This window comes from Acinetobacter harbinensis (assembly GCF_000816495.1).
Classification (GTDB): Bacteria; Pseudomonadota; Gammaproteobacteria; order Pseudomonadales; family Moraxellaceae; genus Acinetobacter; species Acinetobacter harbinensis.
The window spans coordinates 851929-870670 of record NZ_JXBK01000001.1; the positions used below are offsets into that span (position 1 = coordinate 851929).

Genomic DNA, 18742 nt, shown 5'->3' on the forward strand with positions numbered 1-18742 from the left:
GTATCGTTCTTGGTAATGCCCAGTTTTTGGAGTTGATCGGCAAATTGTCGGCAACGCTGATAAGTTTCACGCCACGTAATTTGACGCTGACCATGAATAATCGCTGCTTGATTGGGATAGATATGGGCTGCGCGGTCTAGATAGCGTAAAGGCGATAACGCAACAAAATTTGCGGGGGTGCGGGGTAATTCATCGTATGCGCTGACCATGTTGGAACTCCATTTCTGTATTTATTGTCATCTCTGTTTAAAACGATAGGCACTTCTTCAAGCGATTGCATTTATGCTTTAGTCGAGACGATTTTAAGATTTTTTTAAGCATTTGAATAATAATAAAATTATTTTTAAGAAAGCGATTTTTTGAATTGTGCGGTTCTATTGTTTGCTTTTTTAACTATTTTACTTTAACCCATGCATAGATGAATCTTCTTTGAGTGGGGGCTGCTAAAAATCACTATAACGTAGCTTTAAAATAAATCTCCAGTCAATCTGTCGCTTTCATGTTGGTTTTTAATTTTAAAGACGAATTTTATCAGAGAAAAGGTTTAATCACGGGGTTAAGACGTGTAAAATTCTAGGCAAATTTTATTTATCCACCGTTTTTATCTTTTGAGGTTCTCCTCGATCATAATCTCGCGGTGATATGCCCCATGGTACGGGGCATCACTCCTTAAGGATTTTTATATGCCCGTTATCACCTTGCCCAATGGCGATCAAAAACAGTTTGATCAAGCCGTATCTGTGATGGATCTTGCGTTAAGCATTGGTCCTGGTTTGGCCAAAAATACAGTCGCTGGTCGTGTCAATGATCGTCTGGTCGATGCATCTGAGTTAATTACTGAAGATGCCACTGTGCAAATCATTACCCCTAAAGATGATGCCGGTGTCGAGATTATTCGTCACTCGTGTGCGCATTTGGTGGGACATGCGGTGAAACAATTGTTTCCAGAAGCAAAAATGGTGATTGGTCCAGTCATTGACGATGGATTTTATTACGATATTTGGATGCCGCGTCCGTTTACTTTAGATGACATGGCCGCCATTGAAGCGCGCATGAAAAAGCTGATCGATCAAGATTATGATGTGGTGAAAAAAATGACACCACGTGATGAAGTAATTGCAGAATTTACCGCACGTGGTGAAGAATATAAATTACGCTTGATTGCAGACATGCCTGAAGAAATCCAAATGGGGCTGTATTATCATCAAGATTATGTCGATATGTGCCGTGGTCCACACGTGCCGAACACCAAATTCTTAAAATCATTCAAGCTCACCAAAATCTCTGGCGCATACTGGCGTGGTGATGCAAAAAATGAACAGTTACAACGTATTTATGGTACCGCTTGGGCAGATAAAAAACAGCTTGCAGCTTATGTGAAACGCATTGAAGAAGCTGAAAAACGCGACCATCGTAAAATTGGTAAAGCGTTAAACTTATTCCATATGCAAGAAGAAGCGCCCGGAATGGTGTTTTGGCATCCGAATGGTTGGACCATTTATCAAGTACTTGAGCAATACATGCGCAAAGTACAAGAAGACAATGGCTACCAAGAAATTCGCACGCCGCAAGTGGTCGATTTTAGCCTGTGGGAAAAGTCCGGACATGCAGCAAACTATGCTGACAATATGTTTACCACACATTCAGAAAATCGCAATTATGCGGTAAAACCAATGAACTGCCCATGTCACGTGCAAGTCTTTAATCAAGGCTTAAAATCATATCGTGATTTACCGGTTCGTTTGGCAGAGTTCGGTTCGTGTCACCGTAATGAGCCATCCGGTTCACTACATGGCATTATGCGGGTGCGTGGCTTTACCCAAGATGATGCACATATTTTCTGTACCAAAGAACAAATTGGTCAAGAAGTGGCCGACTTCATTAAATTGACTTTAGATGTCTATAAAGACTTCGGTTTTGAAGAAGTACAAATGAAATTGTCGACCCGTCCTGAAAAACGTGTCGGTGAAGATGCGCTTTGGGATATGGCGGAAAAATCTTTGGCCGATGCCTTAGATGAAGCCGGTCTTGCGTGGGATTTACAACCGGGTGAAGGCGCGTTTTATGGCCCGAAAATTGAATTCTCGTTGAAAGACTGCTTAGGTCGCGTATGGCAATGTGGTACTATTCAGTGTGACTTTAACTTGCCAGAGCGTTTAGACGCTTCTTATGTCACTGAAGACAACGATCGTGATCAACCGGTAATGTTACATCGTGCAATTCTTGGTAGTTTTGAGCGATTTATTGGTATACTGATTGAACACTATGCGGGTTTTATGCCACCTTGGTTGTCTCCAGTACAAGCTTGTGTTATGAATATTACTGACTCACAAGCTGCAGCATGTGGCAGTGTGGTTGAGAAACTTAAAGAAAACGGTATCCGTGCGATTTCTGACTTGAGAAATGAAAAAATCGGCTTTAAGATTCGTGAACGTACATTAGAGCGTATTCCTTACTTACTGGTTCTTGGAGACCGTGAAGTTGAGGAAGGTACAGTCAACGTACGTACCCGCTCAGGAACAAATTTAGGGACTATGTCAATCGAGGCCTTCGTTGACTTAGTGAAAGTAGCCGTCGCCGAACGTGGCCGGTATATTGTGGAGTAATAAAGATTAAACAGCCTGACCGTAACCAACAACAAGGTGCTAAAAGCAATCGTCCTGCATTAAATGATGAGATCCGTGCAAAAGAAGTACGTCTTGTTGATGCAGATGGCGAACAAAAAGGCATCGTTTCACTTGCTGAAGCGTTGCGTGCTGCAGAAGAAGTTGAGCTTGATCTTGTTGAGATCGTAGCGAATGCAGAACCGCCTGTTTGTAAAATCATGGACTTTAACAAGCATTTGTTTGATCTGAAGCAAAAGCAAAAAGATGCGAAGAAAAAACAGCATCAAGTCCAGGTAAAAGAAATCAAGCTGCGCCCAGCGACAGATGTTGGTGATTACAACATCAAGTTGCGTGCCATTCTTCGTTTCCTCGAAGAAGGGAACAAAGTAAAGATCACCTTACGTTTCCGCGGTCGTGAAATGGCTCACCAACAATTAGGTTTGGCTCAATTGCAAAAAGTTGAAGCAGACGTAGTTGAATACGGTACAGTCGAACAAGCACCGAAAATGGAAGGTCGTCAAATGGGTATGCTGCTTGGGCCGAAACGCAAAAAGTAAGCACTCGTTGATCTAAAAAAAGCACTACACCTGTAGTGCTTTTTTTGTCTTTATACTTTAGTATGCATAAAAATTACTCAAATACACGGTTGCGCAGAAGTGGCTTGGCGCTTCCCTTAGCTTTACGGCCACCAAAATCTTATATTTAACTGATGATTTTAAGCTCTGCACTTGGATTGAATCACTCAATAAGGATAAATAAATCGTGTTATTTTGCGCTTTAACTGCTCTACCTATCTGAATGAAACATGCTATAACTACAGATAAAGTAAAATAATGTGATGTAAAATGCGTAAAGTAGAAGGTAGAGCATATGATTGATCTATATTATTGGACCACACCGAATGGCCATAAAATTAGCATAGCATTAGAGGAGATGGGCTTGGAATACCAAGTTTTTCCCATTAATATTTTGGATAATGATCAGTTTCAACCTGATTTTTTACGTATTTCTCCGAACAATAAAATTCCTGCGATTGTGGATCAAAATGGTCCACACGGTGAAGCGATTTCTATTTTTGAATCTGGCGCAATTTTGCAGTACTTGGGCCGTAAAACCGGCATGTTTTATCCGGTGGATGAACAACAACGCGTTGAAGTAGAGCAATGGCTGATGTGGCAGATGGGCGGTTTTGGGCCAATGCTCGGACAAAATCATCATTTTAGTCAGTTTGCAGGAGAAAAGATTCCCTATGCAATTGAACGTTATGTCAATGAAACCAAAAGATTATATGGTGTGTTAAATACGCAATTGACGGGTCAAAAATATGTGGCTGGTGAATATTCAATTGCGGATATGGCGATTCTGCCGTGGATTTTAAGCTATGCATGGCAGCAAATTCAGATCGATGATTATCCCTATGTAAAAGACTATATGCAGCGCTTAACGGCTCGTCCTGCGGTGCAGCGTGCATTGGCGATCCAAGTGAACAACTGATTGCAAAAATAGAGAGCTGCTTTGTGCTAAAATCCTGTTCTCAAAAGCCCACTCAGCTTGCAAAATAAACCACCCGTGCTGGTGGTTTTTTACTGGATCAAATGATGATGAAAGATTCTTTCTTAAATTTAACCCGAATTGTTGAAAGTAATGCGAAAATTTATTGGGCGATTATTTTTGGTATCGCATGTTGCTTGCTGTTGTATATCGCCGAAGTGGTGCATATGCAGTTGTTGGCAGAGAGTCTAAAAGCCGATAGTGCCGTGTTGTCGGGTAAAGTCTTTGCCTTGATTGCGCAGCGTTATACATGGGCACGTTATGGCGCAATGGCTATATTTGTTCTATGGTCGATTTATGAGTACCAAAAAACCAAGAAAAAACTGGCACTATAATTTACGTCTTTTAGAACATGCTGGCCTATGCAGTGTTGTTTCTCTCAGCTTTTGCTGCGGCTACTGTTTTGCCTTTGCAGTCGGAAGCAGTGTTATTGGCACTGCTTGCAAAAGGCCATCACTCTGCCATTGCGCTGCTATTTTTTGCCAGTCTGGGTAATATTTTAGGCGCATGCGTAAATTGGTATTTGGGTCTGAAAATTGAACATTATAAAGATAAAAAATGGTTTCCACTTTCTGCCCAGCAGATGACTCGTGCGCAGCTAAGCTATCAAAAATATGGCTATTGGACTTTGTTGCTCAGTTGGGTGCCCATCATTGGTGATCCCATTACTTTAATTGCAGGTCTGCTTAAAGAAAATTTTGCTCGCTTTTTACTGCTGGTGAGTCTGGCCAAAGTAGGGCGCTATTTATTTTTATATGGGATTTTTTATCTATTTTAAAAAAGAGATGCTGGGGCATCTCTTTGTTCGCGATAACTACTGGCACTGCTGCAAATCAAACTTAATTTCATCTTTTAGCGTAGATTTTTTATGCAACCATTTACGTGGTACATCAATCTGTGCTTGAGATAGGGTCTGTATGATTTGTTGATCTAAAGCGTAAATACCGGAACCTTGCTTGATCTTAACGCTTTTTACATCGCCGTGTTTGTTAACTTTTAAACTGAATTTTACCGCGCGATTATGGCCATTTAACTGCTCGGTTTCTACAGTTAAAGTGGGTTGGCTGCGGTAGCTAAATGCAGTTTTTTGCTGCTGTTGCTGTGCTTGCCAGTTTTTAGATGCAAAGCTATAACTGCAATTTTCGTTATCTGGCTCGGCATGTAATTTTAAGCTAAATGCTTGATAGCCGATTTGTGGCACGGCACTGTCATTTTCAATATGTGGTTTTACTTGTGCTGCACGTACGGCTTGAAGCAGTAGCTGATCTAAAGCGTTAATGCCTGTACTTTCTTGCACCGTGGCTTTGTTGATTGTACCCATTTCATCAGCATAGACCCGAATAATCGCTGTTCTGTTTTGCTCTTTGAGGTCTTCATTTTTATAGCGTGGCTGTGGGAATTTCAACCACTGAATACGCGTGGTTAAATACGCAGCTGAAGCGACACTTTTTTGTACCGCAAGGGCTGTGGCATTTTCTGCTGTTGCAGCATTTGTGGTATGTAAGGCCAAGCCCATGAGCATAGAAAAATACAGTATTTGTTTCATAATTTTTTATTTCTTGAATTGAAGCAGAGGCTATGGTGCTAACCAAGCGGTAGAGCTGCGCAGTATTTCCTGAATTAGAAATACGCGCAAGTTAAAAATTAAAACTGGCTATTTTAGTGCTCTTTTTCCGTGATATTAACGCCAAATAGATCCTGAGTTTTTATCCAACTGACCACCACCACCGCCAAGGTGATTCCACCGCCTAACACTGTGGCCATAATGGTGCCGAAATATTTAGCCGCCAAGCCAGATTCAAATGCACCCAACTCATTACTGGAAGAGACGAACATACCGTTGACTGCGGCAATCCGGCCTCGCATATTTTCTGGTGGATAAAGTTGTAAAATGGTTTGTCGGATGACCACGGAAATACTGTCACATGCACCGGTCATGGCTAAAGCGAACAGCGACAGCGCGATATGGTTAGAAAAAGCAAACAACAGTGTAAATACGCCAAAACCGGCAACGGCCAGTAGCATGTTGCGCCAAGCATGTTGGGTCGGTGGAAACTTGGTGAGTGCCAGCATGGTGATCAGTGCGCCAATTGAAGGTGCAGCACGCAGATAACCCAAACCTTCAGGGCCAATTTTTAAAATATCTTCAGCGAATATCGGCAGCAGTGCAATAACCCCGCCAAACAGTACCGAGACTAAATCGAGGGAAATGGCCCACAACACAATTTTGGTCTTCCAGATAAAGCGAAATCCTTCACCTAAACTTTCGGCTAAATTGGTGCTTTCAATTTTTGGAAAACTGCGCTTTTGCAGCAAATTAATTAAGATAAAACAGATGGCCAGTAATACAGCTACAGTCAGCAAACTGGTTTCACGACCTAAAAAGGCCAGCATGAATCCGCCCAGCATTGGGCCGATAATCACACCACTTTGCCAACCAATAGTGGTCCATGTTGCACCATTGGCATACAGCTGCCGAGGAATCAGGAACGGTTTTAACGAGGTCGCAGATGGATTATAAAACCCACGAACGGTACCTAAGCCAAAAATAACCGCATAAATACCCCATGATAGGCTGTTCACAGTGATTTGGCCCAAAGCATAAGCATGGAACAGCGCATATAAAACCAAAGGCAGTGGCAGGGCAAACAGCAAACAAATTTTCATAATGGTTTGTTTGTTAAAGCGATCGGCAAAATAGCCGCCCCATAAAGACAAGGCAATAAACGGAATCGCCTCTGCCAGTCCAATCAATCCCAAGGTTAACGGGTCTTTGGTGATGTGATACAAGCAGTAGGCCACAATAATTTCTTGAATTAAAATAGCCAAGGTTAAACAAAACTGATTTAGGGTAACAATGGAGAAGTCCCGATAACGCAGTGCGGCAAAAACATCTGGTGCAGGATTCATGGCAATCCAATCGACTGAGGGGATCATAATTATAAAGGGCAATCTATAAAAACAGTGTATGTTGAGCTTAAAAAATAGACCAATTAACGCCATGCTTTTTGCGCTATTTTATGAGATTGGCTTTCGTTTTGCGCAAGGATAGATTAGAATGTGCGCTCCCTTACCTGCAGGTCGTTTTGCAATGGTGCAAACGTTCCAAACAGGTGTTCAAAAGAGGTTGTTATGCCTAAGATGAAAACTCGCCGTGGTGCAGCTAAACGCTTTAAAGCGACTGCTAACGGTTTTAAGCGTAAACAAGCGTTCAAACGCCACATTTTGACCAAAAAATCTGCTAAGCGTATTCGTCAATTGCGCGGCTGTGTAATGGTTCACGTGAGTGACGTTGCTTCAGTTCGCCGTATGTGCCCATACCTTTAAGGAGATTATAAATGGCTCGTGTAAAACGTGGTGTCCAGGCGCATCGTCGTCATAAAAGAATTCTTGCTCGTGCTAAAGGTTACTACGGCGCGCGTTCACGTGTATATCGCGTAGCGTTCCAAGCAGTAATTAAAGCCGGTCAATATGCTTACCGTGACCGTCGTCAGAAAAAACGTCAATTCCGCGCTTTGTGGATTGCACGTATCAATGCTGGTGCTCGTCTAAATGGTTTGTCGTACAGTCGTATGATTTCTGGCTTGAAAAAAGCTCAGATCATCATCGATCGTCGCGTACTAGCTTATATTGCGATGCATGATGCAGTTGCATTTGCTGCAATCGCCGAAAAAGCGAAAGAAGCATTAGCTGCTTAATCATCTTTGATGATTAATAAAAAAAACCGCCTTGAGCGGTTTTTTTTATGGCAAAAAAATTAACAGTCATCTGCATCTGTGAATTGCTTATCCAGCAATCGCATAATAAATACTCAAACCTGACTTTTAATCTTGAGCCAGCCTATTGTTTGAATATGTGCTGAAGATTGAGCAGCCCAAGATGCTAAAGCCCATGATCTGTAAAGCCAGAACCATTTGGTGCTGCGTGGCGAGCGCTCAAATTAAAATGACCATGGCAAGTAGGGCAATAAACAACAATACAGTTAAGGTATTTGGATAGCGTTGATCCGCCGTGCTATTTTGGCTTAAGCGCTTTAAGCTATATCTCGTCAGTGCAATCAGTAAGCTTATAGCGGTAAATAACACAGACAGTTGCTGTAGCGGAACGCAGATACATCATTACGCAGCTACCTAGACACAGCAGTAATTTAAATTGTTGCCTGATTTATACTGAGCAGTAAACCTGTGACATTATTTTTGCTCATTGGAGAGATTATTTTTATTGAGTAAGGATAAGGGCGAAAAGAGACAAATCGCTAAAGCCATAAAGCCAATGCCTTGTGCACCAGCCAGTAAAATTTCACCCTCTTGGATATGCATAAAAATCAGAGAAATTAACAGCGCAATAGGAATCCAAGTCAGCAGGCGATATAACCAAGCGGTGGGATTTTGACTTGCAAAATGCATTTTACAATAACGGCAAATCAAGAAAATAATGCCTGTGCCTAAGAACATTAAAATGGCATCAAGTTTTAAGGGTTCCATGCGATATAGCACGCCAGTAAGAAGGGCAATGAGCGCAAAGATCATCAGTTTACGGAGCATAGAGACGTGTGGATTAAACCAAAATTCGAGCATATTCTTCTGATTGGAAAATAATAACTGAGCGCACTTTAGCATAGCAAAGCCATTGAAGCACGCTTGCGGCATGACAATATGCTGAGCATAAAACACAAAAAGGAGATGTTAAACATCTCCTTTTTTGACTGTTATATAGCGTCTTTATTTACTGATCAGAGCAGCAGTAAAGCTTAGCTATTTTTTAATGGACCCCAATCATAAATTTTCTTTTGATAGGCATACCACATCATCCAGATCCCAATCAAAATCATCGGTACGGTTAGGAATTGACCTTTACTCATCCAGCCGATAAACAGTTGACCATTGTCTGGTTCGCGGAAGAATTCCACCACAAAACGCGCAATGCCGTAACCAATTAGAAATAAGGCGGAAACGGCCATACGTGGACGAGGTTTAGCACTAAACCACCACAGTACAATAAACAGAATTAAGCCTTCCCCCAAAGCTTGATAAAGCTGTGAAGGGTGACGCACCAGTTGCAGTGGATCGGTGGGGAAAATCATCCCGAGGGCAAAGTTGGGATCAGTCACTTGACGACCATACAGCTCGCCGCCAATAAAGTTACCAATTCGTCCGAACATTAAACCAGTGGGCACACAAGGGGCGATAAAGTCGAGCGTTTGAAACCAAGTCATCTGGTATTTTTTACACCAGAACAGCATGGCAATCATGACCCCCAAGAAGCCACCGTGGAAGCTCATGCCACCGGTCCAGACTTGGAATAACCACAGCGGATTGGCCAGAAATTGCTCGAAACCATAGAAAAAGACGTAGCCCAGTCGACCGCCCACCACTACGCCCAACGCACCATAGAAAATCAGGTCAGAGACCATATCGGATGTCCAGCCATCACGTTTTTTGGTGCGATAGGTGGCCAGTCCCCAAGCAAATAAAAATGCCAAGAGATACATTAGTCCATACCAATGCACTTGTAACGGCCCCAGTGCGATGGCGACGGGGTCAATTGTGGGATAGGTCAGCATTCCTGTTCCTTGTCATTATGTTTTGCACAGATTTTAGCTGAATGTAAGTAAAAATGTTGTACATTCAATGTGTAAAGATAACGAGGCAAGGATCATGTGTATTGTGGCTTTGGCATGGCAGCTGTTGGATGAGTTGCCATTATGCTTAATTTCAAATCGTGATGAGTTTTATCAGCGTCCAACAGTCGGGCTTCATTCTTGGCCGAATAGCCCAATTGTGGCTGGACAAGACTTACACTCTGGCGGAACGTGGATGGGCGTCACTGCATCTGGACGTTGGGCCGTGTTGACCAATTTTCGTGATGCGACAGATAAAACGCAGTATCCAACTTCGCGTGGCCATTTGATTGCCGATTTTTTACAGTCTGCTTTAATTCCCATTCGATTTGCCCAAGCATTAGAGCAACGACAATGTGACTACGCCGGTTTTAATGTTTTTTTTGGTGATCAGCATCAGGCGGTGTATATGAGTAATCGCGGTGAAGCGCCACAGGTTTTGGCCGCGGGGGTGTATGTGGTATCCAATGGCGCCATGAATGAGCATTGGCAAAAGACCACGCATTTGCGTAAGCGCTTTACCCAAGAATTTTTACCGATGCTGCAAGATCAGCGCCTTGATCCATCAGCGCTTGAATCTACTGTGTGGGATATTTTACAAGATGAACGTAAAGTGCTGACTGAATTGTTGCCAGAAACCGGTATTAGTCTAGAGATGGAGGAATTACTGTCCTCGACCTATATTCAAAGTCCGATGTATGGCACACGCTGTTCTAATTTTTTAACCCTGCACAAGCAGCAGTGGCGCTGGCAAGAAAAATCGCAACAGGGAATAACGCAAGGGCAGATCATACAGATTGATCTGCCGATTCATGCATAAAAAATGCCGACCCTAAGTCGACATTTTTGGATGAAAATGAAGTTTAAGTTTTGGCTGAATTGGCTTATTCTAAGGCTTCGGCTGCAATTTCTTTGCCATTGATGCGGGTAATTACCACCGTGGCAGAGCGCGGGCGCGTACCAATGCCTTTGCTCGAATTTAACGCAGCAGGATGATTGGACGGCCAGATGCCACCGGGATGTTGTACATTGACAAAAATGGCTTTGTAATCTGGGGTCATGGTCACGCCCGTGATTTCACACCCGCTTGGTCCGGTTAAAAAGCGCCGTAGTTTACTGTCATCTAAAATGGCACCGCTTGGTGTGGTTTGCATGCCGCTACCTGAAAAAGCTGCTGCGATTTGTCCATCGCCTGTTTGACCGGGCAATGCGGCCAGCATCATGCAGTTGGTTTCATCAGTGTAAGCGCCATCATCGGTCTGAATCCACAGTACACCGCGGGGGTCAAACCACATGCCATCGGGGCTTGAGAAATCATTGGCATCGCTGAGACCGGATAAATTGACATTTTTTAATGCGTCAGCTTCGGCACCAAACAAGAAAATATCCCAAACAAATTTCGTGGCAGAGGTTTGTTCATTCTGCTCACGTAAACGAATAATATGTCCGTTAATATTGCCTTTGAGGCTGGTTGAGCCACTGTCGTTATCGAAATAATGGCGTGGATTGGCTGCATCGGTTGGATAGGCTTTGCCGCGATTCGAATTGTTGGTTAAGGTGACATACACTTCACCATTGTTGGGATTGACTGCACACCATTCCGGCCGATCCATTTTGGTGGCACCCAGTGCATCAGCGGCCAAGCGGCTATGTACCAAGACATCAGCTTGATCTGCAAATTGATAGGCTGCATAGCCGGCAATCCGCGGGTCACGAATATTCAGCTCAAGCCATTCACCGCTGGCTTGTTGACTGCGCTCATCAAAGTCAAATTTTGCGACATATAGCGTGCCACTATTGAGGTATTTATCTCCGGCTGTGTAGCCGCCATTGATATCTTTTACCTCCCATTTGGCATCGGAGACATATTTATAAATGTATTCACCGGTTGAATCATCGCCCATATAAAAGGCCAATGCTTGTCCGGCCATGGCGCGACTGGCGCGGCAATCTTCATGAGCAAAGCGTCCCAGTGCGGTACGTTTTACCGGCAGTTGACGATTGTCAAAAGGATCGATTTCGACAATCCAACCAAAACTATTGGCTGAATGACGAAAATCTTCCGCGGCGCTCGCTGCGGTGATGGATGAATTCCAGCGCTGATACATCTCTTGCGGCAGTAAACTGGCTTGCGGAGTATTCCATTTATATTGTGCAGATTGGCCTTTTTTAATTTTATAACGGGTCAGCGCATATTCAACCTGTAAATCTCGATCATCATTGCTATTACGCGCTAAGTAACCATCAAAATTTTCTTCAGTGGTTAAATACGTGCCCCACGGTGTATAGCCATTGCCACAATTGTTGTGTGTGCCGAGGGTAAATAACCCTTCTGGACTGAGTTTGGTTTGCAGCAAAGCATGACCTTTGACGGGCCCTGAAAACTCAATTTTTGAAGCAGCCGTAATACGGCGATTAAACAGCGAACTTTTATTGATTTTAACTTCTTGGGTGATGGGGTCTTTCAGCACATGCAAGATGGAAACGCCATGACAATTGACCTCACGGATCACTTCATCTTCGGCACGAATTGCGGCTTTTATGGAGTTGTTGCTGGGATGCAGCTCGGCTTGATTGATATATTCATGATTAAGTACCAATAAGCCTTCGTCTGAGACGCTGCCATCATAATTGCCTTTGGCTTTGTTCATGCCAAAAAAGCTCATACCGTCATGATTGTCGCCTGAACGCAGGGCAAAGCTTGAACCGCTTGGAATATTGTTGTCATCCCATTCAGCTAACCCTTCAGTCAGAGGATCGCCCAAAGCATATAAAACCCGTGCCTGATAACCCTCTGGAACCGTGAAAGCATTTAAGGTGTTTTTATCGACGGTTTTAAACTGTAAAGAGGAGGGCGCTTTACTGTGTTCTGGGGCGGGCACGGAGGGTGTACCCTCATTTACACTAGAGTTATTTTCATCATTACAGCCGGTTAAAGTGGCCGCTAAGGTTAACGCCACGGCGCCGCCTGCTGATTTACTGATTAAGTCACGACGGGTAATATTTTTATTAAATAAGTCTTTAAATTCGCTATTGCCGGAACTATTGCTGTCATACACGTTATCTTCAGGCTGCGGTGTGAAATCGGTCATGTCCTTTTCCTAAGTGAAGTCTATGCTTGTTATAAAGTTGTCTTCAATCTAGGTGAAGAAGATGACAGTAAGCTGACGTTTAGGTGACACTCTGATGAAGAAGCTAAGTCATTTTGATGAAAAAAGCAGACCGAGGTCTGCTTAAAAAAGAAGGGTGAGTTAACTACTGCGCCGTTTTTCCAACAATTTGCCCAATAAGATGCCCATTTCAAACAATAACCACATCGGAATGGCCAACATAATCATCGATAAGGCATCGGGCGGCGTCACAAACATGGCCACGAAAAAACAACCCACCACAATAAAACGCCGTTTTTCAATCAGTTGTTGAGTAGACACCCAGCCCAATAAAATCAGTAACAGCGTTAAAATCGGGATTTCAAAGGTAAAGCCAAACACCAAAAAAAGTTTTAAGCAAAAAGCCAAATAACTATTGATGTCAGTCATCGGTGCCACCGTTTCAGGCGAGGCACTGATAAAGAAATGTAAAATAGACGGCAAGGTGATGAAATAAGCAAAGGCCACACCGGCATAAAACAACGTAATACTGGCGATCAATAACGGCAGCGCTAGATTTTTTTCTTTGGCATACAGCGCCGGTTTTACAAAGCACCACAGTTGATACAGCATAAATGGCATCGCCAGCATTAAGGCTAAAAAAAAGTTTAACTTAAACGGTGCCATAAAGGTGGCGGTCACATCGGTAGCAATCATGGAAGAGTGCAGCGGCAGCTGTGCCCGCAGCGGTTCAGACAACAGCTGATAGGTTTGATTGGCAAACGGCAATAAACAAAAAAACAGCCCAATCAGTACTGCCATAATTTTAAATAAATGCTGACGCAAGACCATCAAATGTCGGGTAATCGGCATTTCTGCCAGTGCATGGGCTGCTGGATCTATCCCAAGCGAGTCCTGCTCTATGGATTTATTCATACCGCCACCTGCAATGAATGAAATGAAGGCGTCATCGAGCTGCTCTGCATGTCATGGTGTGGCCTATGATCTGTACAAGAACTTGGCTGATTTAAAAAAACGTACTGTGGATAAGGCTGTAGCATCAAGTGATAGATGTGCTGATTGTCTTGATCAATCAATAGCGTAGCTTTTGCGGTAGAGCGCGGTGCCATCGCCGCGTGCTGAGTAAGTTGTTGCATCTGCGCCTGCATTTTTTGTTCTAATACTTGAATACGCTGCATTTCACTGTGCATCTGTTGCCTGAGTTCAGATAAACGCAGTTCACGATCCAAATCATGCTGCACATTGCTGATCATACGTTTCACTTGAGCGTAAAATTTTCCGGCAAAACGTGCCGCTTCCGGCAGTTTGTCTGGCCCAAGAATTAACAAACTAATGATGGCAAACATCAGCAATTCAGTCATACCAATATTAAGCATAACGATTAAGCCTGTGCTAGTTTTTTAGGTTGACAGGACCATCAGCAGGGGGATGTTGATGGTCAATGGTTGGAGTTGGTGCGTGAGCTGGCGCATCTAATAAAGAGGCCATGTCCTCCTCTTTAATCGACTTCTTAAAATCTTTTACCGCTCCGCCGACATCTTTACCCAAGTTTTTAAGCTTGGCGGTACCAAACAGTAAAATCACCACAATGGCAAAAATCAGTACGTGCCAAATTGAAAGTCCAGCCATCGGTATTGCTCCTCATTAATTACTCACCATCTGACCATGTTGTTATGACAAGCCTGTGACTGAACTATGGCAGTTTAAAGACAGGCTGAATTTGCTTCAGTGCCAGATGAGATTTGGTGCTAGCATATTTGTATGAAAAATGGTGAATCATGAGGTGACTGTGCTGTTGGCATTTTTAGGCTTTATATGTGGATGGGGACTGTCCTTCAGCTCGTTCTCTGGCACCTTAAAAGCAATGCTTTCTGCTTTACTTGCGCGCTTTTTTATTCCAGTGGTGATTATTTACAACATGGTTTTTTATCAAGCTGGCAGTTTGAGCTTGATGCTTTTTAGCTTTGTGGTGGCTGTTGCACTATTTTATCTTTTTCGTTGTATGCTAAAAGATCCGTTGCGCGCACTGTGTGTGAGTTACGTCAATTTGGCATGGCTGGGCTTTCCCTTGGCTTTGGCCCTGTTTGGTGAAAGCGTCAGTGCCGCCATGGTGGCGCTGTATATTGGCGGCTCACTCTTTGGTAATATTTGGGCCATTACTGCGGTAAGTACAAAAGCACAACCGCTGAGTACCGTGATTAAAAAAGTGGCTTTATCACCCCCTGTATTGGCCTTAGCAATTGCTTTAGTCTGTCGTAGCTTTGGTTTGCAGCATTTGCACCAGCATCATGGACTTGATCTGCTCTATAGCGCTGCAAAAGTGGGCATGAGCTTAACTGGAATGTGTGTACTGGGTATTTGGTTGGCACATACCAAAGTTGCCACACGCGATCTATGGCAGAGCAGTAAAATTTTCTTGATTAAAATCCCTTTGGGATTAATCATTTGTGGTCTGAGCTACTTTCTAATGCCCATCGCACATATAGAGCGCGCGATCGGGGTCATGTTCTTGTTGTTCTGTTTACCACCGGCGGCCAATATTGTGGCCTTAGAAACCCATTATCACGGCACAGGAATTTCTGCAAAGTATATTGCCTCAGGCACAATCGTCAGCTGTGTGGTCATCGCGCTCTATGTGCTGTCGTTACAGCTATACAGTGCTTTTTAAATCCCTCTTTTGATGCAGAGGGATGGTCTAACTGTTTTAACGCAAAGCCATACTGAGTTTAGACATTGATGATTATTTCTGGGCTAAACTTGCTTTAAAGCCTTGCATGGCTTGACCGCGATGGCTGATTTTGTTCTTGTCTTCTTTAGACAGCTCTGCACTGGAAATTGCAAGTGCGGGTAGCCAAAATAAAGGGTCATACCCAAAACCATTATCACCGCGTGGCGCGTCTAAGACTTCGCCGTGCCAAATGCCTTGGAAAATTTGTGGTAGCGGATCATCTTGATGTTGTACCAACGCCAGCACGCAGACGAACATTGCCTCAATCGCTTCTCCGTCTTTACGTAGCGGTTTTAAGTCAGCCAATAATTTTTCATTGTTGGCGGCATCATCGCCATGTTCACCGGCATAACGTGCCGAGTAAATTCCCGGTGCACCGCCCAAGCGCGGCACACAAATTCCCGAGTCATCTGCAATGGCGGGTTTGCCTGAAATACGGGCAGCATGACGGGCTTTAATAATGGCATTTTCGACAAAGCTTAAACCATCTTCAATGGCGTCTTCAATATCAAGCTTGCCTTGCGCAATGACTTCGACCGGTAAATTCAGTTCAGCAAACATTTTCTCAAATTCAGCAATTTTACCTGTGTTGTTGCTTGCAAGAACCAGCGTTCCTTGTGATAACCAATCGTGTGCCGACATAATTTAAAGATTCCCATGAGTATTGTGCTGATTTTACCTGAAATAACTGTCAATAATCAGTCCATAAAAAAGCACCCGAAGGTGCTTTTGATTATTTTTTAAGGTTATGAGTTTAATTCTACTGGGCTTGAATCCAGCGGTCGGCACGATCACGCGCTTGACGAATTTGATCTTGAGTCAAGTTGGCCGCCAAAGCCGTTTTTTTACCTTCAGATAAAGAAATCACTTTATTGTCCAGCATGCCGTCACGGGTCGAGAGTTCATACCATTGGTAAGCACCCATATAATTTTTCTTTTGCTCTTCCATCATGGCCAAATTAAAGCTGGCACGGTTATCACCATGACTGGCGGCTTTTTCAAAATATTGACGCGCTAAGGCTTCATCTTTTTTAATGCCAACACCATCTGCTAACATACGACCGACATTGAGCTGTGCAGCAGATAAACCTTGATCGGCGGCAGCTTTATACCAAGCAAAAGCTTGACGATCATCTTTTTGAATGTCTTTACCAAATTGGTATTTGGTGGCTAAATAAAATTGTGCACCGGCTTGGCCAGATTTAGCCGATTTAATCAGGCTATTAATATCCATCACCGAATACTGTGCAGCTTGACTAGACACTGAAGGGGTAGGTGCAACATAATCCGCATGGGCTTGAATGCTAAAAAATCCAGCTAAAAATGTGCCGAATAAAAATTTTTTCATAGTGCGCTCACTCGATAAATAGCGACTTCACCAAACAGATTCGGGATATGTTTACTGAGTAAACTACCTTGTTGATCCCCATTCACGGCAAGTCGATTAATAATCCGAATCTCATTTTCAGCACAGAGCGCCTCAAAATCACGGAAAGTACATAAATGAATATTAGGCGTGTTATACCACATATAAGGCAGCGCATCTGAAACGGGCATCATTCCCTTTAAAGCCAAGAAAGAACGGGTCTTCCAATAGGCAAAATTAGGAAAAGTAATAATCGCCTCTTTCCCTACACGCACCATATCACGCAACAATACGTCTGGTGCATCTACTGCTTGTAGTGCTTGTGCCATAACCACATAGTCAAAAGACTGGTCGGCAAAACGACTTAAACCAAGGTTCAAGTCTTGTTGGATAATATTTAACCCTCGACTGACCGCAATTGCAATCTTTTCCTGATCAATTTCCAAACCATATGCGCGAATATTATGCTTTTGACCCATATGTGCCAATAATTCACCATCGCCACAGCCCAAATCTAGCACGCTGGAATCGGGTTTAATCCACGTTTCTGCCAGTTGATGATCAATACGCATTACACCGTCTCCTGAGGCGTGGCTTTTAAATGTTCAGCGCCGCCTAAAAATGCCCGCAATGATTTGACGTAGAGCGGAATAGGGAACAAGAACGAATCATGGCCTTGTTCAGCGTCAATATCGACATAGCTGACGGGCTTATGATTGGTGATCAGTGCATCGACAATTTCTTCTGAGCGCTGCGGCGTGAAGCGCCAATCGGTGCTAAAAGACACCACCAAGAAACGACATTGGGTCTGCGCCATGGCTTTAGGTAAAGATGAGTTGTATTCACGTGCCGGATCGAAATAATCTAAGGCTTTGGTCATAATCAAATAGGTGTTGGCATCAAAGTTACGGCTGAACTGTTCGCCTTGATAACGTAAATAACTTTCCACTTGAAATTCAACGTCAAAACCATACATAAAATTGCCTGACTTTAAGTCACGGCCAAATTTTTGTTTCATGGCTTCTTCAGACAAATAGGTAATGTGACCGACCATACGGGCTAAAATTAAGCCACGTTTGGGATAACTGTCATTTTCTAAATAACGGCCCTGATGAAAATCCGGATCGGACAAAATCGACTGTCGTGCCACTTCATTAAAGGCAATATTTTGCGCTGAAAGTTTCGGTGCGCTGGCAATAATCACGCAGTTTTTTAAGTGATTGGGATAATCCACCGACCATTGTAAGGCTTGCATGCCACCGAGTGAGCCACCAATAATAGCGTACCAAACATCAATGCCCATTCGATCAGACAACATGGCTTGGGTTTTGACCCAGTCCCGTACGGTCACCAATGGAAAATCTGGGCCATACGGTAAATTGTCATTCTCAGGATTGGGCGAGATCGGGCCGGTTGAGCCATTACATCCGCCAATATTATTTAATGACACCACAAAGAATTTTGAGGTATCAATGGCTTTGCCTGGGCCAATACAGGCATCCCACCAACCTGCTTTTTTATCATCGACATGATGATAACCCGCGGCATGATGATGACCAGATAAGGCATGACAAATTAAGATGGCATTGGATTGATCGGCATTGAGCGTGCCGTAAGTTTCAACCATAATTTCGAAACGCGGCAGAACGCGACCACATTCAAGCTCTAACGGCTCTTCGAATTGGAACTTTTGTGGCACCACAAGGCCCACAGAATCAGCTGGAAAAGACACAGGAATAATTCGCCTTAAATCTTTAGAAG

Annotated in this window: 23 protein-coding genes; 9 read left to right on the plus strand and 14 right to left on the minus strand. The window is 43.4% G+C overall.

Annotation, left to right across the window (positions count from 1 at the left end):
* Positions 1 to 209: AMP-binding protein (locus SE27_RS14405; RefSeq protein WP_455549964.1), on the minus strand; the 209-nt coding region annotated here is incomplete at its 3' end.
* A 474-nt stretch (positions 210 to 683) separates the two neighbouring features.
* Between SE27_RS14405 and thrS the strand changes: the two genes are divergently transcribed.
* From thrS to SE27_RS04010, 5 genes are all read left to right on the plus strand, one after another.
* On the plus strand, positions 684 to 2606 hold the full coding sequence (thrS, locus tag SE27_RS03990; protein ID WP_039621078.1) for a threonine--tRNA ligase: 1923 nt from the start codon (positions 684 to 686) through the stop codon (positions 2604 to 2606).
* A gap of 5 nt (positions 2607 to 2611) precedes the next feature.
* On the plus strand, positions 2612 to 3163 hold the full coding sequence (gene infC, locus SE27_RS03995) for a translation initiation factor IF-3 (RefSeq protein ID WP_081406870.1): 552 nt from the start codon (positions 2612 to 2614) through the stop codon (positions 3161 to 3163).
* A 313-nt stretch (positions 3164 to 3476) separates the two neighbouring features.
* The gene (locus SE27_RS04000; RefSeq protein ID WP_039621081.1) at positions 3477 to 4100 is read left to right on the plus strand and encodes a glutathione S-transferase N-terminal domain-containing protein; all 624 of its coding nucleotides are present in this window, start codon (positions 3477 to 3479) and stop codon (positions 4098 to 4100) included.
* 104 nt (positions 4101 to 4204) lie between these two features.
* The gene (locus SE27_RS04005; RefSeq protein WP_227504624.1) at positions 4205 to 4492 is read left to right on the plus strand and encodes a hypothetical protein; all 288 of its coding nucleotides are present in this window, start codon (positions 4205 to 4207) and stop codon (positions 4490 to 4492) included.
* Between the two features lie 20 nt (positions 4493 to 4512).
* Positions 4513 to 4935, plus strand: coding sequence for a YqaA family protein (locus SE27_RS04010; RefSeq protein WP_039623792.1), 423 nt, complete (start codon positions 4513 to 4515; stop codon positions 4933 to 4935).
* 36 nt (positions 4936 to 4971) lie between these two features.
* Here SE27_RS04010 and SE27_RS04015 read toward each other — a convergent pair whose 3' ends face one another.
* Both SE27_RS04015 and SE27_RS04020 read right to left on the minus strand, forming a co-directional pair.
* Positions 4972 to 5703, minus strand: a complete 732-nt coding sequence (locus SE27_RS04015) for a TonB family protein (RefSeq protein WP_039621083.1) — start codon at positions 5701 to 5703, stop codon at positions 4972 to 4974.
* 113 nt (positions 5704 to 5816) lie between these two features.
* Positions 5817 to 7067 carry an MFS transporter gene (locus tag SE27_RS04020; protein WP_039621085.1) on the minus strand — a complete coding sequence of 417 codons (1251 nt, stop codon included), beginning with the start codon at positions 7065 to 7067 and terminating at the stop codon, positions 5817 to 5819.
* A gap of 222 nt (positions 7068 to 7289) precedes the next feature.
* Here SE27_RS04020 and rpmI point away from each other — a divergent pair, with 222 nt between their 5' ends.
* Both rpmI and rplT read left to right on the plus strand, forming a co-directional pair.
* Entirely contained in the window at positions 7290 to 7484 is a 195-nt protein-coding gene (gene rpmI / locus SE27_RS04025; protein ID WP_039621088.1) for a 50S ribosomal protein L35, read from the plus strand.
* An 11-nt stretch (positions 7485 to 7495) separates the two neighbouring features.
* Positions 7496 to 7855 (plus strand): 50S ribosomal protein L20, encoded by a 360-nt coding sequence (gene rplT, locus SE27_RS04030; RefSeq protein ID WP_039621090.1) that lies wholly within the window; start codon positions 7496 to 7498, stop codon positions 7853 to 7855.
* Positions 7856 to 8092: 237 nt separating this feature from the next.
* Here rplT and SE27_RS13915 read toward each other — a convergent pair whose 3' ends face one another.
* From SE27_RS13915 to lgt, 3 genes are all read right to left on the minus strand, one after another.
* Complete coding sequence (locus SE27_RS13915; protein WP_158319088.1) at positions 8093 to 8242, minus strand: hypothetical protein; 150 nt, start codon at positions 8240 to 8242, stop codon at positions 8093 to 8095.
* 105 nt (positions 8243 to 8347) lie between these two features.
* The gene (locus tag SE27_RS04035) at positions 8348 to 8734 is read right to left on the minus strand and encodes an AzlD domain-containing protein (RefSeq protein ID WP_039623794.1); all 387 of its coding nucleotides are present in this window, start codon (positions 8732 to 8734) and stop codon (positions 8348 to 8350) included.
* Between the two features lie 173 nt (positions 8735 to 8907).
* Positions 8908 to 9720, minus strand: a complete 813-nt coding sequence (gene lgt, locus SE27_RS04040; protein ID WP_039621092.1) for a prolipoprotein diacylglyceryl transferase — start codon at positions 9718 to 9720, stop codon at positions 8908 to 8910.
* Between the two features lie 94 nt (positions 9721 to 9814).
* On the opposite strand from lgt, the gene SE27_RS04045 reads away from it, so the two are divergent.
* A complete protein-coding gene (locus SE27_RS04045; protein WP_039621095.1) occupies positions 9815 to 10597 on the plus strand; it encodes an NRDE family protein in 783 nt (260 codons plus the stop codon).
* Between the two features lie 64 nt (positions 10598 to 10661).
* On the opposite strand, the gene SE27_RS04050 is transcribed toward SE27_RS04045, so the two are convergent.
* From SE27_RS04050 to SE27_RS04065, 4 genes are all read right to left on the minus strand, one after another.
* Positions 10662 to 12869 (minus strand): PhoX family protein, encoded by a 2208-nt coding sequence (locus SE27_RS04050; RefSeq protein WP_039621096.1) that lies wholly within the window; start codon positions 12867 to 12869, stop codon positions 10662 to 10664.
* Positions 12870 to 13028: 159 nt separating this feature from the next.
* Entirely contained in the window at positions 13029 to 13802 is a 774-nt protein-coding gene (gene tatC / locus SE27_RS04055; protein ID WP_039621098.1) for a twin-arginine translocase subunit TatC, read from the minus strand.
* The gene (gene tatB, locus SE27_RS04060) at positions 13799 to 14263 is read right to left on the minus strand and encodes a Sec-independent protein translocase protein TatB (RefSeq protein ID WP_039621100.1); all 465 of its coding nucleotides are present in this window, start codon (positions 14261 to 14263) and stop codon (positions 13799 to 13801) included. The genes tatC and tatB overlap by 4 nt, the downstream gene beginning before the upstream one ends.
* A 16-nt stretch (positions 14264 to 14279) precedes the next feature.
* Entirely contained in the window at positions 14280 to 14516 is a 237-nt protein-coding gene (locus SE27_RS04065) for a Sec-independent protein translocase subunit TatA (protein ID WP_039621102.1), read from the minus strand.
* A 154-nt stretch (positions 14517 to 14670) separates the two neighbouring features.
* On the opposite strand from SE27_RS04065, the gene SE27_RS04070 reads away from it, so the two are divergent.
* The gene (locus SE27_RS04070) at positions 14671 to 15555 is read left to right on the plus strand and encodes an AEC family transporter (protein ID WP_039623796.1); all 885 of its coding nucleotides are present in this window, start codon (positions 14671 to 14673) and stop codon (positions 15553 to 15555) included.
* A gap of 72 nt (positions 15556 to 15627) precedes the next feature.
* Here SE27_RS04070 and rdgB read toward each other — a convergent pair whose 3' ends face one another.
* The 4 genes from rdgB to metX form a co-directional block, all read right to left on the minus strand.
* Complete coding sequence (rdgB, locus tag SE27_RS04075; RefSeq protein ID WP_039621103.1) at positions 15628 to 16257, minus strand: RdgB/HAM1 family non-canonical purine NTP pyrophosphatase; 630 nt, start codon at positions 16255 to 16257, stop codon at positions 15628 to 15630.
* A gap of 118 nt (positions 16258 to 16375) precedes the next feature.
* Positions 16376 to 16963, minus strand: a complete 588-nt coding sequence (locus SE27_RS04080) for a tetratricopeptide repeat protein (protein ID WP_039621104.1) — start codon at positions 16961 to 16963, stop codon at positions 16376 to 16378.
* Positions 16960 to 17553: a methionine biosynthesis protein MetW gene (metW, locus tag SE27_RS04085; protein ID WP_039621106.1), complete on the minus strand. Its 594-nt coding sequence runs from the start codon at positions 17551 to 17553 to the stop codon at positions 16960 to 16962. Before metW ends, SE27_RS04080 begins: the two co-directional genes overlap by 4 nt.
* Positions 17553 to 18713, minus strand: coding sequence for a homoserine O-succinyltransferase MetX (metX, locus tag SE27_RS04090; protein ID WP_039621108.1), 1161 nt, complete (start codon positions 18711 to 18713; stop codon positions 17553 to 17555). Before metX ends, metW begins: the two co-directional genes overlap by 1 nt.
* Positions 18714 to 18742 lie beyond the last annotated feature (29 nt).